Source organism: Rhodoferax antarcticus ANT.BR (assembly GCF_001938565.1).
GTDB classification, from domain to species: Bacteria; Pseudomonadota; Gammaproteobacteria; order Burkholderiales; family Burkholderiaceae_C; genus Rhodoferax; species Rhodoferax antarcticus.
The window spans coordinates 37,083-53,545 of sequence record NZ_MSYM01000018.1 but is presented as its reverse complement, the minus strand read 5'-3'; the positions used below and the strand labels follow the sequence as shown (position 1 = coordinate 53,545).

Genomic DNA, 16,463 nt, shown 5'->3' with positions numbered 1-16,463 from the left:
CAAAATCTGCGCACAAAAACCACAATGATTGACCTGTTATGCAACCCGCTTTACCTGTTCCACGCGTCGTTGTTTTGCGCCCTGTACCGACGGTGTTGGCAATTGGCGTGTTGCTGTGCTGTCGTCAGGTGCTGGCGCAGCCGGTAGTGCCGCTGTCGGAGAACGACTTTCTCAGCGACATGCCGATCGTGCTCAGCGTGTCGCGGCTGGCGCAGCGCCAAGACGAGACACCCGGCGCGGTGACGATTCTGGATCGCGACATGATCCGTCGCTCTGGCGCGCGGGATGTGGCCGACCTGCTGCGCTTGGTGCCGGGGTTTCGCGTTAGCAATTCGTTTGAGAGCGTGGCGCCGCAGGTGGGATATCACGGTATTTTTGGGCGCTATTCCAACCGGGTCGAACTGCTCATTGACGGCCGCTCGGCTTATTCGCCGTACTTTATCGGCAGCGTTGCACCTGGTTTGCAGACCGTGGCGTTACAAGACATTGAGCGCATGGAGGTGCTGCGTGGCTCCAACTCGGCGGCCTACGGCGCGCGTGCTTTTCTGGGGGTGATCAACATTGTGACGCGCCACACAGCTGACACGCTGGGTGGCGAAGGCTCGCTGACGACGGGGCAAAACGGCATTCATGACGCGCAGGCACGCATAGGCTGGTCGGCCGGGCCTGGCAGCATCAGGCTGAGCGCTGACCGGCGCGCTGACGACGGTCTGGAAGGCGCCTATGTCAGCAATTCAGTGAGCCGGGTTAACCTGCGAGCCGACTGGTACACCGCTGCCGGTCACGAACTTCAGTTGCGCCTGGGTGCCTTGAATCTGGATTCGGGCCGTGGCCAGAAGTCGTATCCGTCTGACCCGCTGCGCCCGTTCCGCTTTGATTCGGCTTATGCGCAGCTGGATTACAAGGTCGTCCTCAGTAGTGATGAAGACTTGGCTTTCAAGTTGTCGCGCAGCCAAGAGCACTATCGGGAAGAGTTTCCGGTCTCGTTGTTGTCGTATGGAATCAACGATGTGTACATGGTGCGTGGCAACGGTGAAGCGCAAAGCGATGCGGTGTCGTTGCAGTACACCCAGCGGCATTCTGAAACGCTGCGCAGCGTCGTGGGTGGCGAGTACCGCAGCGAGCGCATTGTGTCGGCCCCGCTGTACAACACCAGCGCGCCGTTTGACACCGATTTTCTTCGCCTGTTTGGCAATCTGGAGTGGCGGCTGGCGCCGGATTGGCTGCTCAATGCCGGCGCTCTGGCCGAGAACAGCAGCGTCACCGGTAACACCCTGGCGCCGCGCCTGATGCTGAATTGGCACCTGGCTCCCGGTCACACCGTGCGCGCGGGGGTGTCCAAGGCCTTTCGGCCACCGAGCAGCTATGAAAAGTTTGCAGACGTGCGTTACATCGTGAACGGTATCCCGCCTTTAAAGAATACCCTGTCCACCGGGCAGGCTGAACCCGAGACCTTGCTGGCCAAAGAGCTGGGTTATCTGGGTGATTTTCCCGACTGGCGCTTGGGTCTGGATGTGCGACTGTTTCAGGAGCGCTTTGACAAGCTCATCTATATTCAAACTAAACCCTCACCCAGCGACTATCGCAATGATGCCGCCTTTGATCTTCGGGGGCTGGAATACCAGTTGAAATTACAGCCCTGGCAAGGCGGGCAGGTCGTTTTTGGTCAGACCTACATTGACAACACCTATGCCACCGGCCGCGAAAATTTGACGCACGCCTCCACTGCCACGTCCAAGCGAACCAGTTCCTTGGCGCTTTTCCAGCAACTGCCCGGTCAGTGGAACCTGACGCTGTTGCACACCGATAACAGTCCGGTGAAACTGGTCGCTGATCGGCCGCAGCCGCAACGGCGCACCGACCTGCGCTTGGCCAAAGCCCTGCGCTGGGGTGCTCAGCGAGGCGAGCTGGCGCTGGTAGTGCAAAACCTGGGCTCGGCTTATGCCGATTTCAAGCGCGATTACTTGTTCCAACAGCAGGCTTACATCACCCTGCGCCTGGAAAACTGAGCCGACGATACAGATGCGGGTTCAGCGGCGTTTACTGTGGCTCTGTGCGGCGGCTTGGCTGCTGTGCGGTGCAGCACTGGCGCAAACGCCCTTGGGCCAGGTGCGGGTCATGATTGTCAGCAGTGACCCCGCGCCCGCCTACGCGCAGGCAGTGCAGGCGCTGACCGATGGTCTGGCGCGGTTGGGTGTGGCGCCTGCCCAGATTTCGCAGTCGTTCGCCTCGGATCTGGCGCTGCGCCTGCAGTCGGATCAAGCCCCGCGCCAGGATATTTTTGTGGCGCTGGGTAGCGAGGCTGCGCAAGTTCTGCTGGCTCGCAAAGTTCCAGCGCCGGTTTTGTGTGCACTGCTGCCGCGTAGTAGTTTTGAGCGCTTGCTGCGCAGCAATGGCCGGGTCATGTCGGGGCGCTTGAGCGCGATTTACCTGGACCAGCCGCTGGCGCGCCAGTTGACATTGGTTCGGCTGGCCTTGCCACAGGCCGGTCGTCTGGGAGTTTTATGGGGACCTGAGTCGTTTGGCAACGCGCGCAGCTTACAACTGCAAGCGGCGGCTTACGGCGTGAGCTTGTCGGAGGTAGTGCTTGGTCGGGTGGAAGATTTGTCCACCAGTCTGCCAGAGCTGCTGGCAGACAGCGACGTGTTGCTGGCGCTACCCGACCCGCTGGTGTTTAACAGCAGCACCATTCAAAACATTTTGTTGTCGAGCTTTCGTGCGCGGGTGCCGATGGTGGCTTTTTCCCCGGCGTATGTGCGTGCCGGTGCGGTGCTGGCGCTGTACACCACGCCTGAGCAAGCTGGCCAACAGGCGGCAGAACAGGTGTGGCAGGTGCTGCAAGGCAAGCCGCTGCCCGATCACCCGACCGAACCCAATGACTTTGAAGTGGGTGTGAATGCCCATGTTGCCCGCTCTTTGGGCCTGACTTTTGACGGTATCAGCCTGCGCCTGGCACTGCGGCGTCTGGAGCGCCTGCCATGAAACCTCTCAACATCCGCTCGCGTATGCTGCTGGCGGCCTTGCTGCCGCTGTTCTTGATCAGCACCCTGTTGGCAGCGGTGTTTTTGACGGCGCGCTTTGACGACATGCAAACCGCGTATGAGCAGCGCAACCGTTCGGTGGTGCGGCAAATGGCGCTGGCCAGCGAATACGGCCTGTTTTCAGGCAACCTGCAGCAATTGCAAGCCCTGGCGGCCGGCGCCCTGCATGAAGCCGATGTGCGCCAAGTGCTGGTGATGGACAGCCGTGGCCAAACGCTGGCCAGTGCGGGCGACGGCGCCCAACTGCCGATGCCCCCACTCATCACCTCAGAGCAGCAAGGATTTGACAGCCAGGCTCAGCTGGACTGGCTGGCGCAGCCGGTGTTTCCCAGTGATGTGCCGCTGGATGATCTGTTTGCCAGAAATTCGGTCGGGCCGGAACAGGTACCCATCCAGTTGGGGCAGGTGGTGGTGGTGTTTTCGCGCCACAACGTGGACGCGCGCAAGCGCCAGATGCTGGCGACCGGGGGAGGCATTGGTATCTTGAGCCTGCTGTTTGGCATGGCACTGGCCGTGTTTTTGAGCCGTGGCGTGATCCGCCCGATCACCCGCATCACGCAACTGGTTGAGCGCATTGGCCGGGGTGACTTTGCTGCGGTAGACAAGCTGCACGGTCAGGCGGCTAAGCAGGAACCGCTGCATGAGCTGCAAAGCCACATTCGCCTGATGGCCGAACGCCTGGCCCTGGCCCAGGGTGCGCTGGAGCAGCAGGTCACGCTGGCCACACAGGCCCTGCGTGAGAAGAAAGATGAGGCCGAGCAGGCGAACCAGGCCAAATCACACTTCTTGGCCGCTGCCAGCCACGATTTGCGCCAACCCACGCATGCGCTTGGCCTGTTTGTGTCGCGCCTGGCGCAGCTTCCGCATGACGCCCGCACTGGCGAGCTGATCAGCCATTTGGATGCTTCGGTGCGTGCCATGCAAAACCTGCTGGACGGTCTGCTGGACATTTCCCGGCTGGAGGCGCGCGCCATCCAGGTGAGCAAGCGACCGTTTGCGCTGGCAGCGCTTTTTGAGCAGCTGCAGCAAGATTTGAGCGCCGAGGCTTTAGACAAAGGGCTGACGCTGCGCGTGCGCCCCACTGATCTGTGGGTGATGAGCGATGCCACCCTGATCTACCGCGTCCTGCTGAACCTGGTGAGTAACGCCCTGCGTTACACCGAGCGCGGTGGTGTGCTGGTGGCGGCGCGCCGGTGTGCCAACAAGCAGGTGCAATTGCAGGTGTGGGACACCGGCATTGGCATTGCACCGCAGCATCAGCAGGCCGTCTTCGCCGAGTTTTACCAGGTGGGCAATGCTGCGCGTGACCGCACCAAAGGCATGGGGCTGGGTCTGAATATTGTGCAGCGCACCGCCAACTTGCTGGACCACCCGCTCACCTTGAGCTCACGCCTTGGGCGTGGCACCTGCTTCAGCTTGAGTCTGCCCTTGGCAACCGCGGAGCTGCCAGTGATGCAGGCGCTGCCCAAAGACCGGCAGTTGGCGGACGATGTGTCGGGCAAGTGGGCGCTGGTGATTGAGGACGACGACCTGGCCCGCACGGCCCTGGTGGGTTTGCTGGAAAGCTGGGGCATGCGGGTGGCGCAGGCGCAAGGTCCAGCGCAGGCGTTGCAACGCTTGGCCGAGGGTGTGTTGCCCGATGTGATCATCAGTGACCACCGTTTGCAAGAAGGTCTTTCTGGCTTGCAACTGGTGCAGCAGTTGCAACAGCAGTTGGGCCGCCCCACAGCCGCTTGCCTGATGAGTGGGGACACCGATCCGGCGGTGATTCAGGCGGTCCAAGTGGCCGGGCTGACGCTGCTGCACAAGCCGGTGCGCCCGGCCAAGCTGCGCAGTTTGCTGCGCCACTTGCTGATGGCTCAGCGCGATCAGCGGCTGACGGGGGAGGATCGGTCGTAACCCCAGCGCCCGGCTTGCAGCGCCGCCTGGGTGCGGGTTTTCACGCCGAAACCCCGCAAAATGCTGCTGACGTGGTTTTTCACCGTTTCGTCCGACAAGGACAATTGGTCACTGATATCGCGGTTGCTGCAGCCGCCCAACAGCAGTTGCAGCACCTCTTGCTGGCGCGGCGTGAAAACCGGGGCTTTTGCCTCTGTGGGTGATGGGCCAGGGCCGATGCCGAACTCTGGTGGGGAATAAACCTGGCCCTGTAGTACCTGACGCAACGCGTGCAGCAGCTCATCACTCAGACCGGACTTGGTGATAAACCCGACAGCACCATGCGCCAGCACCCGCTGGGCAATACTGGGGTTGGCCGAGCCCGACAAAATCACCACCGGCAGCTCCGGGTGTCGTTTGCCAAACACCCCGAGCGCTGCCAGACCATTCATGTCGGGCAAGTGGTAGTCCAGCAGCACCAGATCGAGATCGGGGTGGGAGGCGGCCAGCACAAAAGCGCGGGCGCAGTCACCCGCCTCAATCACTTCAGTGGTTTCCAGAGGCTCCAAGCCCTGCAGCACCTGGCACAGGCCCGCGCGCACCAGCGCATGATCATCAACCACCAGGATTTTCAATTTAGAAGCTCCAACTGTTCTAAGGGCTTAAGCAAAATTGTCCTAGCTAGGCACGCCGACGCAGACAGTACACCCGGTACGGCAAGGCGGCGCAACGAAGCTGGGGCGGTTTTGCTTGAGTCCTGTTTCCTACAATGCAGGCCATGTTTGTACACCTGCGCCTTCACACCGAATTTTCCGTCATCGACGGCACCAACCGCATTGATGAGATCGTCACATCGGCTGCCACTGACCAGCAGCCCGCTCTGGCCATTACCGACCTGAGCAACCTGTTTGGTGCCATCAAATTTTACAAAGAGGGTCGTAAACGCGGCGTCAAGCCGATTATCGGTGCGGAAATCTGGCTGGAGGGCTTGGGCAAAGATGCCGCGCAACTTTCACGCGTAGTGTTGCTGGTACAAAACACCGCCGGCTACCTGAATCTGTCAGAACTGCTGGCGCGCGCCTGGACGCAAAACGCCAACAAGGCGCAAGCCACCATCAGCATGGCCTGGTTGCAGGCCTTGAACGAGGGCTTGATTTGCCTGTCAGGTGCGCAGGCCGGGCCAGTGGGGCAGGCGCTGCTGCAGGGCGACGAGGCCCGGGCATTTGATGCCGCCATGCAGCTGGCGCAGGTGTTTACGCACCGCTTTTATCTGGAATTGCAACGCGTAGGCCGCCCCGAAGACGAGCCGCAGGTGGCTGCCGCCGTGCAGCTGGCGCAGCGCATGAACTTGCCAGTGGTGGCCACCCACCCTATTCAGTTCGCCGCCCCGCAAGACTTTGAAGCCCACGAAGCCCGGGTGTGCATTGCCGAGGGTGAAATTCTGGCCAACCCGCGCCGGGTGCGCCGCTTTACCCGCGAACAGCACTTTAAGACCGCGGCGCAAATGGCCGAGCTGTTTGCCGATGTGCCAAGCAGCCTGGCCAACACGGTGGCGATTGCCCAGCGCTGCAACCTGAGCCTGGTGCTGGGCAAGCCGCAGTTGCCCGATTTTCCGATTCCGCAAGTCGATGGCGTGGTGATGGAGGCCGACGACTACTTTCGTTACGCTTCGCAAGAGGGTTTGAAAGAGCGCATGGCGCATCTGTACCCCGACCCCGCCAAGCGCGCGGCGGAGATGCCACGCTACCAGGAGCGCCTGGAGTTTGAGCTGGGCACCATTTTGAAGATGGGTTTCCCCGGCTACTTTTTGATCGTGGGGGATTTCATCAACTGGGCCAAAAGCCACGGCTGCCCGGTGGGGCCGGGGCGCGGTTCTGGTGCGGGTTCTTTGGTGGCCTATGCGCTGAAGATTACCGACCTGGACCCTTTGCAATACAACCTGCTGTTTGAGCGTTTCCTGAATCCGGAACGGGTTTCGATGCCCGACTTTGACATTGACTTCTGCCAGGGCAACCGCGACCGGGTGATTGACTATGTGAAAGACAAATACGGCAAAGACGCAGTGAGCCAGATCGCCACCTTTGGCACCATGGCCGCGCGCGCTGCCATTCGTGACGTGGGTCGGGTGCTGGACATGAGCTACACCTTTTGCGATGGCATCAGCAAACTGATCCCGAACAAGCCGGGCGTGGCCGTTACCCTGCAAAAACCGCCGCCCGACCGTAAAAAAGACGACAAACTGGTGTACGCCTCAGAGGCCGAGCCGATTCTGGCCGAGCGTGAAGCCAAAGAGGAAGATGTGCGCACACTCCTGGAGCTGGCGCGCAAGTTGGAGGGCATGACCCGCAACATCGGCATGCACGCTGGCGGCGTATTGATTGCACCGGGCAAGCTCACCGATTTTTGCCCGCTGTACCAGCAGCCCGGCAGCGACTCGGCGGTGAGTCAGTACGACAAAAACGACGTGGAGGCGGTCGGCCTGGTCAAGTTCGACTTTTTGGGCCTGGCGACGCTGACCATTTTGGAGATCGCCCGCAAATTCATCATCCAGCGCCATCCAGGGCAGGAAAACTTTGCTTTTGAGAACCTGCCGCTGGACGATAAAGCCACCTACCGGCTGTTTCAGGACGGCAAGACCGAGGCGGTGTTCCAGTTTGAATCGCGCGGCATGCAAGGCATGCTGCGTGACGCCAAGCCGACTCGGCTGGAAGACCTGATTGCGCTGAACGCGCTGTACCGCCCCGGCCCGATGGACCTGATTCCGAGCTTTGTGGCGCGCAAACACGGCCGCGAAGTGGTGGAGTACCCGCACCCGCTGGTGGCCAACATGCTGTCTGAGACCTACGGCATCATGGTCTACCAGGAGCAGGTGATGCAGACCGCGCAGATTCTGGGCGGCTACTCATTGGGTGGCGCCGACATGCTGCGCCGCGCCATGGGTAAAAAAGACGCGGATGAGATGGCCCGGCACCGGCAGATCTTCCGTGATGGTGCCGCCAAAAACGCCATCACCCAGGACAAGGCCGACGACATCTTCGACTTGATGGAGAAGTTTGCCGGCTATGGCTTCAACAAGAGCCACGCTGCGGCGTATTCATTGCTGGCGTACCACACCGCCTGGCTCAAGGTGCACTACACCGCCGAGTTTTTCTGCGCCAACATGACGGTGGAAATGGACGACACCGACAAGCTCAAAGTGTTGCTGGAAGACGCCATCAAAATGGGCCTGACCTTTGAGCCGCCTGACGTGAACCGGGGTGTGAGCCGTTTCGAGCCGGTGTCTGACACGGTGATCCGCTATGGGTTGGCGGCGGTCAAGGGCAGCGGTGCCCAAGCCATCGAAGCCATTGTTGCCGCACGCACGGGCCGCGGCGTGGGGCCGCTGGGTGATGTGAGTGGGCCGTTCAAGAGCTTGTTTGACTTTTGCGCCCGGGTCGACCGCAGCCGCATCAACAAGCGAACGGTGGAGGCGCTGATCAAGGCCGGTGCGTTTGACGCGATCCACCTCAACCGCGCCAGTCTGCTGGCCAGCGTGGACCTGGCGTTTGAGTTTGGTGCCGCCACCCTGGCCAACGCCAACCAGTGCAGCCTGTTTGACATGGGCGGCGCCGACGATGTGGGCTCCAGCACCCAGGAGCCCGAGTTGGTGCAGGCCACGCCCTGGGGCGTGAAAGAGTGCCTGACGTATGAGAAGACGGCGGTGGGCTTTTATTTGTCAGGCCACTTGTTTGACGAGGTGGCTGACGAGGTGCGCCGCTTTGCCAAGCGGCCTGTGGCTGAACTGCTGGACACCCGTGAGCCGCAATTGCTGGCGGGCATCGTTACCGACTTTCGCATCATCAACGGCCAGCGCGGCAAGCTGGGGTTGTTCAAGCTGGACGATAAATCTGGCGTGATCGACGCGCGAGCCGACGAAGCACTGATCAACGCGCATAAAAACCTGCTGAAAGACGACGAACTGATCATCGTCATGGGCAAGGCGCAGCCAGACCGTTTCTCTGGCGGCATGCAGCTGACGGTGACGCAGGTTTGGGACCTGGAGCAGGCGCGCTGCCGCTTTGGTAAGTATTTGCGGGTGGTGCTGGGGCATGCTGCGCATGCTACCGGTGCCGGGACAGATGTGGCCCCCGCCAGTGCGGCGACCACCCTGGCGACGCCAACCCATGCCACCCCCACCAGAGCGCCAGATGTGGCGCGCCTGCTCAAAGATTACCCGGCGCAGCGTGAGGTGACCGAGCAGGGCGACCTGTGGCGCGGCTTGCAGGTGCGCATGGCGTTAACCTGCCAAGGCGAGGAGGGTGCGGCCAGCGTCGAACTGCAGTTGGGTGAGCGCGCCAAGTTTTACCCCACAAACGCCGCGCTGGCCAGTTGGTGGGCGCAAGCGGCACCGGGCACAGCAGACATTGTTTATGAATGAAATTGGCGTCTAGCCCTTGTAGGTAATGCGCTAGTAGCTATTAATTTAGTAGTTAATTGTTTCGATTGCCATTCAGGCGTTCACCCGGCAACCACGCCCCAAACACAGGCATAGCGGGTCAAGCGAGTCGTGACAGCTGTAGCAGCCGTAGCAGCCGTTGCCGAGCCGCTCCGGCGGCTGGCGCATGCTAGATTGGTACACTGGTCTGGCTTGTCGGGGCGCCCAAGACGAAAGTCGGGGCTGAGACCACTTCTGTGGAACCCGCTGAACCTGATCGGGGTCATGCCCGCGTAGGGAACAACGCAATTGGCACCGGCGCATCTGTGAGCTCTACCCAAGATCTCCAGTGACTCCCCGGCACTCCAGGCAGGCTCCTTTGACCTTTCAGGAGACCACCTTGACCATTCACTCACCTGCAGTAGACATCAGCCAAATCACCCGTCGCATCACGCGCACGCCGTTTGCTGGCTCGTCCAAAATTTACCTCACTGGCTCGCGCCCCGACATCCGGGTGCCGTTTCGCGAGGTCGCCCTCACCGACACGCTGGTCAAGTCTGGCCCCACGCAAGCTGATGTCAGCCGCGTACCGAACCCGCCTTTGCGCCTGCCGGATGCCTCCGGCGTGTACACCGACCCAAGCGTTGAGATTGACATTACCCGGGGCCTGCAAGCCCTGCGCAGCGGCTGGATTGCCGAACGGCTGGATACGCAAGCGCTGCCCGGCTTGAGCAGCGCCTACGGCCAGCAGCGCTTAAGCGAGCCCAGCTTGAGCGCTCTGCGCATGGCCCAGCCGCCCATTCCCCGGCGGGCGAAGACCGGCGCCAATGTGACGCAGATGCACTATGCGCGCCGTGGCCTGATCACGCCGGAGATGGAATTTGTCGCCATCCGTGAAAACCTGGTGCGCGCGCAACTCGCCCAGCGCCTCGCCACCGAGCGCTTGCCCCGACCCGGCCAGGCCTTTGGCGCGCTGATGGCGCAGCCGGTCACGCCAGAATTTGTGCGCGACGAGCTGGCGCGCGGGCGCGCAGTGATCCCGTGCAACATCAACCACCCCGAGAGCGAGCCGATGATCATTGGCCGCAACTTTCTGGTCAAGGTCAATGCCAACATTGGCAACTCAGCCACCACCTCAGGCATTGAAGAAGAGGTGGACAAGCTGGTCTGGTCGATCCGCTGGGGCGCCGACACGGTGATGGACCTGTCCACCGGCGAGAACATTCATGAAACCCGCGAGTGGCTTCTGCGCAACTCCCCGGTACCGATTGGCACCGTGCCGCTGTACCAGGCGCTGGAAAAGGTCAACGGCAAAGCCGAAGAACTGAGCTGGCCGCTGTTTCGTGACACGCTGATTGAGCAGGCCGAGCAGGGCGTGGACTATTTCACCATTCACGCCGGGGTGCGCCTAGCCTATGTCCCCCTGACCGCGAACCGGCTCACCGGCATCGTCTCGCGCGGCGGCTCAATCATGGCCAAATGGTGCCTCTCGCACCACCGTGAAAGCTTTCTCTACGCGCATTTTGAAGACATCTGCGACATCATGAAAGCCTACGATGTGAGCTTTTCGCTGGGCGACGGCCTACGCCCCGGCTCGATTGCCGATGCCAACGATGAAGCCCAGTTTGCCGAACTGCACACGCTGGGCGAGCTGACGCAAATCGCCTGGAAGCATGATGTGCAGGTGATGATTGAAGGCCCCGGCCATGTGCCCCTGCAAATGGTCAAGGAAAACGTCGACAAGCAACTCAGCGCCTGTTTTGAAGCGCCGTTCTACACCTTGGGGCCGCTAATCACCGACGTGTCACCGGGCTATGACCATATTTCGTCAGCCATGGGCGCGGCCAACATTGGTTGGTACGGCACCGCCATGCTGTGTTACGTCACGCCCAAGGAGCATCTGGGCTTGCCGAATCGCGACGACGTGAAACAGGGTTTGATCGCCTACAAAATCGCCGCCCACGCCGCGGACTTGGCCAAAGGCTACCCCGGCGCGCAGATGTGGGACAACGCAATCAGCAAGGCGCGCTTTGAATTTCGCTGGGAAGACCAGTTCCGCCTAGCCATTGACCCCGACACGGCCATGGCGTACCACGACGAAACCTTGCCCAAAGACAACGCCAAGCTGGCGCATTTTTGCTCGATGTGCGGGCCCAAATTCTGTTCGATGAGCATCTCGCAAGAGGTGCGCGAATTTGCCCGCATTCAATCGGCGAATGCGCTACTGGCGGGCTCTGATGGCGCGCCCGATGCTGCGCAGGTCAGCAGCGCGCTGGCAGAAAAAGCCGCCGAATTCCGTGTGGCTGGGCAAGAACTTTATACATGAAATAAGCCTCTAGCCCTTATGGATAAAGCGCGGGCAGCTATCAGAAGTAGCTGCTAGTCTTTGGGCCGGAAGATCAGGGTCAGGGTTGACGGCATGCTGCCGTCGATGTCGCGGGGCAGTACTTCGGTCTTGTCGATGGCGCGGATCACCGCGTCGTCCCAGGCCTGGTTGCCGCTGCTTTTGGTGATCTTGCGGCCCACAATGGTGCCGTCAGGCGCGGCACGCACCTCCACCTCGGCGGTGGGGTTGCCGGCAATGTCATCGATAAATACGATGTTGGGTTTGACCCGCGCGCGGATACGGCCACCATAACTGGCCGATGGCCCAGACGACTTCATTGCACTGCCAGTGGCATTAGCCGCACCACTGGCGCCCGCCAGCCCGGCCATGCGTTGCAGGTTTTTCTGGCGCTGGGCTTGGAGTTGTTTGGCCTCCAGCGCGGTCTGCTTTTTGTCCTGGGCGGCTTGCTTTGCCTTGGTGGCTTGCTCTTCTTTTAGCTTGTCTTGCGCGGCTTGGAGTTTCTCCTGCTTGAGCTGCTCTTGCTTGAGCTGCTCTTGCTTGAGCTTGTCTTGCTTCAATTTGTCAAGCTTGGCCTTTTCCAGTTTGTCTTCGCGCTCTTTGGCCAGCTTCTGGCGCAGTTTCTCCTGCTTGAGTTCTTCCAGCCGAGCCTGCTCTTTTTGCAAGCGACGTTTTTCCTGCTCCAGTGCAATGTCCACTTTGGGCAGCGGGGCAGGGGGTTCCACTACCGGCACTGGCTTGGGCGGTGGTGGTGTCGGTTGCGGTGGCGGGACTGTAGGTTGGGGCGGTGGCTCAATGGCTCGGGGCGCGGCTTCTTGTGGCAGGGCAGACCAAAGCTCGGCCTCTGCGCTCAAAATCTGCGTGTCTCGGGTCCAGCGCACGCCCCAGGCCAGGGCCGCCAGCAGCAGGCCGTGAACCAGCAGCGCCAGAATCACCGCGCGCACCCGGCCAGGGGTGCCTGGCGGTGCGAATTCAAGGCGGTCGGTGTGGGCGTGCATGTCCTGTTGATCAGTTGGCCAGTTGCACTGACAAACCCACGCGCGCCACACCCGCACGTTGTAGCTTGTCCATGACTTTCACTACTGCTTCGTACTTGACGTTTTTATCGGCACTGATGACCACGGCCGAGTTGGCGACACCTTCTTGGGCCTGTTTGACCACGCCTGCCACGTCTTTGAGGGTGACAGAGCTGGTTTTGTCTTTGACTTTGAGCTCCAGCGATTCGTCTTTGCCAATGATGATCTGCAGCACTTGGTCCGGTTGCTTCTCGGCCTTGCCGACGCTGGGCAGGTTGATCATGCTGGGTGAAATCAGCGGAGCAGTGACCATAAAGATGATCAGCAGCACCAGCATCACGTCGATGAAAGGCACCATGTTGATCTCGTTGATGGCGCGCCGCCCGCGGCCCCGGCCCACTGTTGCTGGCATGTTGTTGGCTCCTGGTTAATGCCCGGAGGCAGATTGGGCGCCAACGTTGCGCTGCAGGATGTTGGAGAACTCTTCGATGAAGGTCTCCAGCCGGATGGAGATGCGGTCAATGTCGCGTGCAAAGCGGTTGTAGGCCACCACCGCCGGAATGGCGGCAAACAGGCCAATGGCGGTGGCCACCAGCGCTTCGGCAATGCCGGGCGCCACTGTGGCCAGGGTCACCTGGGTCAAGGCAGCAAGGCCAATGAACGAGTGCATGATGCCCCAGACGGTGCCAAACAGGCCCACATACGGCGACACAGAGCCTACCGAGGCCAGAAACGACAGATGGGTTTCGATCACGTCCATCTCACGTTGAAAGCTGGCGCGCATGGCACGCCGGGCACCGTCCATCAGGGTGCCGGGGTCGGCAATGCGTTTTTCGCGCAGTTTTTGGTACTCACGCATGCCGCTGGCAAAAATGCGCTCCATCGGGCCGGAGGTTTTGGCGTTTTTGGCCGCTCCGGCATACAGGTCGTTCAAACTGCTGCCTGACCAAAACTCGCGCTCAAAGCTGTCGTTCAGGCCCTTGACCTTGCCCAGCGAAAACAGTTTGCGAAAGATGGCTGCCCAGCTGGCGATCGAAATCCCCATCAGCAGCACCATCACGAGTTGCACCACCAGGCTGGCATTGAGCACCATGGTGAGGATGGAAAGGTCTTGGTTCATAACAGTTGGTCCAGGATAACTTGGGGAATTCGGGTGGGTTTGCCCTGGGCGTTGACCCAGCTGGCGCGGATGGTGGCTTGGCACAGCAGCACCGGCTCGCTGTCGGTTTGGCGTAGCACCTGCTGCTGGATGGTCATGGACGCCCGACCCGGTTCTGTGAGCGCGGTGGTCACCAAAAGTTCATCGTCGAGCCGGGCACTTTTCAGGTAGCGCACATGCGCTTCACCCACCACAAACATGCCGCCGGTTTCCAGCTTCAAGGCTTGTTGGTGGATGCCGCAGGCACGCAACCACTCGGTGCGGGCCCGTTCGCAAAACTTCAGGTAATTGGCGTAGTAGACGATGCCACCCGCGTCGGTGTCTTCCCAGTACACGCGCAACGGCCAGCTAAACGATGGCCGATCAGTGCCTGGCTGGGTGGCAGTGGTGCGCGTCATGCCAGCAGCATGGTGAGTCGGCTGACCGCCTCTTGCAGTTGCGCCATTGAATTGGCGGTTGACAAGCGGATGAAGTGCCCGGTGTCGGCATGGCCGAAGTCACGCCCGGGCGTGACCGCTACATGGGCGCGGTTCATCAGCGCAAAAGCCAAATCCCAGCTGCCTTGCACGCCCAGCTTGTCGCACGCGGCCTCGCAGTTGGCCCAGGCGTAAAACGCACCGTCGGGCATCACTGGCACGCTTAGCCCCAGGGCGTTAAGGGCGGGGATGAAGTAGTCGCGCCGGGCCTTGAACTCGGCACGGCGGCGCTCGTATTCGGCTAGGCTCTCGGCCTCAAAGCATGCCATCGCGGCATGTTGTGCAATGGTGCTGGGGCAGATGAACAGGTTTTGCGCCAGCCGCTCGATCACCGATACCAGCGCTTCGGGCACCACCAGCCAGCCCAGGCGCCAGCCGGTCATGCTGAAGTATTTGGAAAAGCTGTTGATGCTGATGATGTCGTCACCCAGCGCCAGAGCCGTCTGGCCAAACTCGGCCTCATGGCTCAGGCCCAGGTAGATCTCATCAATGATAGAAATGCCTCCCAGCCCTTGTACTACCTCATGAATACGCTTCATTTCTGATAGCGATATAGAGGTGCCAGTGGGATTCGAGGGGGAGGCCAGCAGCACGCCGCGTGTCTTTTGGTTCCAGGCGGCAGCGACTTTGTCGGCGCTGAGCTGAAAGCGCTCCGCAGCGGTGGTGGGGATCAGCACCGCATTGCCCCCGGCAGCGCTCACAAAGTGCCGGTTGCAAGGGTAGCTGGGGTCAGGCATCAGCACCTCATCGCCCGGGTCGATCAGCGCCAGACAAGCCAGTTGCAGCGCGGCCGAGGCCCCGGCGGTCACCACAATGCGGCTGGCAGGCACTGCCACGCCAAAGCGCTGCAGGTACCACTGGCTGATGCGCTCGCGCAGTTCAGGCAGACCGGTGGCCGGTGTGTATTGCGTCAAACCGTCGCGGATGGCTTTGGCCGCGGCCTCTTGCACCAGCGGCGGCGCGGTGAAATCAGGCTCACCAATGTTCAAAAAGATCATCGGCTTGCCAGAATCTGCTGCACCGGCTGCCAAAGCCTGTGCAGCTTTGGCGACTTCCATCACGTAAAACGGCTCAATGCGCTGGGCGCGCTCAGACACCTTCATGGTCAAGCAGAGGCGCGGCCCGAGGGTCGGTCGGCGTTCACTTCTGTCTCACGCAGCTGGCGGGCCAGGACGTTGAGCACGGCGTTCACATACTTGTGGCCGTCGGTGCCGCCAAACTCCTTGGCCAGCTCGATGCATTCGTTCAGCACCACGCGCCAAGGCACATCCGGGCAGTGGGCAAATTCATACACACCAATCCACATGCAGGCGTGTTCCACCGGCGAGATTTCGCTCAAAGGGCGGTCCAGCGCCGGCTGAATTTGCGTATCCAGCTCGGCTGCGTGTTCGGCACAGCCGTGCAGCAGCGCATCAAAATGCACTGCATCGGCTTTGGAAAACCCGGCCAGGTCACGGGTGAAGGTGTCCACGTCGTCCAGCGGATTTTTGCCGACCAGCACTTGGTAGAGCGCCTGCAGTGCAAATTCACGAGCGCGGGAACGCTCAGACTTGCTGGCCGCTTTGCGCACGCCGGTACTGGTCAGGCCCTTGCGGGGTTGGCGCGGCGGGCGTTTGGAGGGGCTGGGGTGGCTTGATTCACTCATGCAATACTTTCCAGCAGGTTGGCCATCTCAACGGCCGCGCGTGCAGCGTCACGGCCTTTGTCGGTTTGGCGGGCCACGGCTTGGGCGATGTTTTCGACAGTCAGGATGGCGTTGGCAATCGGCACCTTGTAGTCCAGCCCAACGCGGCTCACGCCCGCGCCAGATTCGTTGGCCACCAGCTCAAAGTGGTAGGTTTCGCCGCGGATGATGCAGCCCAGCGCAATCAGCGCGTCGTATTTCAGGTTGTCGGCCAGGGATTGCAGGGCAACGGGCACTTCTAGCGCGCCGGGTACTTGCACCAGGGTGATGTTTGTTTCGGCGACGCCCAGGGCCAGCAGTTCGGTGCGGCAGGCCTCTGCCAAGGCGTTGGTGATGTCGGTGTTGAAACGCGCTTGCACGATGCCAATGGTGAGCTTTTTGCCGTTCAGGCGGGGGTCGGTGGCGTCAAGTGCGCCTTGTTCTGCGATCAGCATGGTGTTTGGATGGGTTG

General features: G+C 61.2%; 13 protein-coding genes and 1 riboswitch. Of the genes, 5 read left to right on the top strand and 8 right to left on the bottom strand.

What is annotated here, in order from left to right:
- Positions 1–38 precede the first annotated feature (38 nt).
- The 3 genes from BLL52_RS16430 to BLL52_RS16420 all read left to right on the top strand — a co-directional run bounded on the left by BLL52_RS16430 (position 39) and on the right by BLL52_RS16420 (position 4,940).
- Positions 39–2,009 carry a TonB-dependent receptor plug domain-containing protein gene (locus tag BLL52_RS16430; protein ID WP_083634015.1) on the top strand — a complete coding sequence of 657 codons (1,971 nt, stop codon included), beginning with the start codon at positions 39–41 and terminating at the stop codon, positions 2,007–2,009.
- 109 nt (positions 2,010–2,118) lie between these two features.
- A complete protein-coding gene (locus BLL52_RS16425) occupies positions 2,119–2,982 on the top strand; it encodes an ABC transporter substrate-binding protein (RefSeq protein WP_158025701.1) in 864 nt (287 codons plus the stop codon).
- Entirely contained in the window at positions 2,979–4,940 is a 1,962-nt protein-coding gene (locus BLL52_RS16420) for a hybrid sensor histidine kinase/response regulator (RefSeq protein ID WP_075587747.1), read from the top strand. Before BLL52_RS16425 ends, BLL52_RS16420 begins: the two co-directional genes overlap by 4 nt.
- Here BLL52_RS16420 and BLL52_RS16415 read toward each other — a convergent pair.
- Positions 4,910–5,554 carry a response regulator transcription factor gene (locus tag BLL52_RS16415; protein ID WP_075587746.1) on the bottom strand — a complete coding sequence of 215 codons (645 nt, stop codon included), beginning with the start codon at positions 5,552–5,554 and terminating at the stop codon, positions 4,910–4,912. The two genes, BLL52_RS16420 and BLL52_RS16415, sit on opposite strands and share 31 nt — an antisense overlap.
- Positions 5,555–5,697: 143 nt before the next feature.
- On the opposite strand from BLL52_RS16415, the gene dnaE reads away from it, so the two are divergent.
- Both dnaE and thiC read left to right on the top strand, forming a co-directional pair.
- Positions 5,698–9,336, top strand: coding sequence for a DNA polymerase III subunit alpha (gene dnaE, locus BLL52_RS16410; RefSeq protein WP_075588010.1), 3,639 nt, complete (start codon positions 5,698–5,700; stop codon positions 9,334–9,336).
- Positions 9,337–9,540: 204 nt separating this feature from the next.
- A riboswitch (TPP riboswitch) is annotated at positions 9,541–9,650 on the top strand.
- A gap of 83 nt (positions 9,651–9,733) precedes the next feature.
- Complete coding sequence (gene thiC, locus BLL52_RS16405) at positions 9,734–11,659, top strand: phosphomethylpyrimidine synthase ThiC (RefSeq protein WP_075588009.1); 1,926 nt, start codon at positions 9,734–9,736, stop codon at positions 11,657–11,659.
- Between the two features lie 53 nt (positions 11,660–11,712).
- Here the strand turns inward: thiC and tolA are convergent, their stop codons facing one another.
- From tolA to ribH, 7 genes are read right to left on the bottom strand one after another with little or no spacing between them, the layout of a single operon-like run.
- Positions 11,713–12,675 carry a cell envelope integrity protein TolA gene (gene tolA / locus BLL52_RS16400; protein WP_075587745.1) on the bottom strand — a complete coding sequence of 321 codons (963 nt, stop codon included), beginning with the start codon at positions 12,673–12,675 and terminating at the stop codon, positions 11,713–11,715.
- Positions 12,676–12,685: 10 nt separating this feature from the next.
- A complete protein-coding gene (locus tag BLL52_RS16395) occupies positions 12,686–13,105 on the bottom strand; it encodes a biopolymer transporter ExbD (protein WP_075587744.1) in 420 nt (139 codons plus the stop codon).
- A 15-nt stretch (positions 13,106–13,120) separates the two neighbouring features.
- Entirely contained in the window at positions 13,121–13,813 is a 693-nt protein-coding gene (tolQ, locus tag BLL52_RS16390; protein WP_075587743.1) for a protein TolQ, read from the bottom strand.
- Positions 13,810–14,250, bottom strand: coding sequence for a tol-pal system-associated acyl-CoA thioesterase (ybgC, locus tag BLL52_RS16385; RefSeq protein ID WP_075587742.1), 441 nt, complete (start codon positions 14,248–14,250; stop codon positions 13,810–13,812). Before ybgC ends, tolQ begins: the two co-directional genes overlap by 4 nt.
- Positions 14,247–15,431 (bottom strand): pyridoxal phosphate-dependent aminotransferase, encoded by a 1,185-nt coding sequence (locus BLL52_RS16380; RefSeq protein WP_075587741.1) that lies wholly within the window; start codon positions 15,429–15,431, stop codon positions 14,247–14,249. Before BLL52_RS16380 ends, ybgC begins: the two co-directional genes overlap by 4 nt.
- Before the next feature lie 2 nt (positions 15,432–15,433).
- Positions 15,434–15,973, bottom strand: coding sequence for a transcription antitermination factor NusB (nusB, locus tag BLL52_RS16375; RefSeq protein WP_075587740.1), 540 nt, complete (start codon positions 15,971–15,973; stop codon positions 15,434–15,436).
- Complete coding sequence (gene ribH / locus BLL52_RS16370) at positions 15,970–16,446, bottom strand: 6,7-dimethyl-8-ribityllumazine synthase (RefSeq protein ID WP_075587739.1); 477 nt, start codon at positions 16,444–16,446, stop codon at positions 15,970–15,972. The genes nusB and ribH overlap by 4 nt, the downstream gene beginning before the upstream one ends.
- Positions 16,447–16,463: the final 17 nt, after the last annotated feature.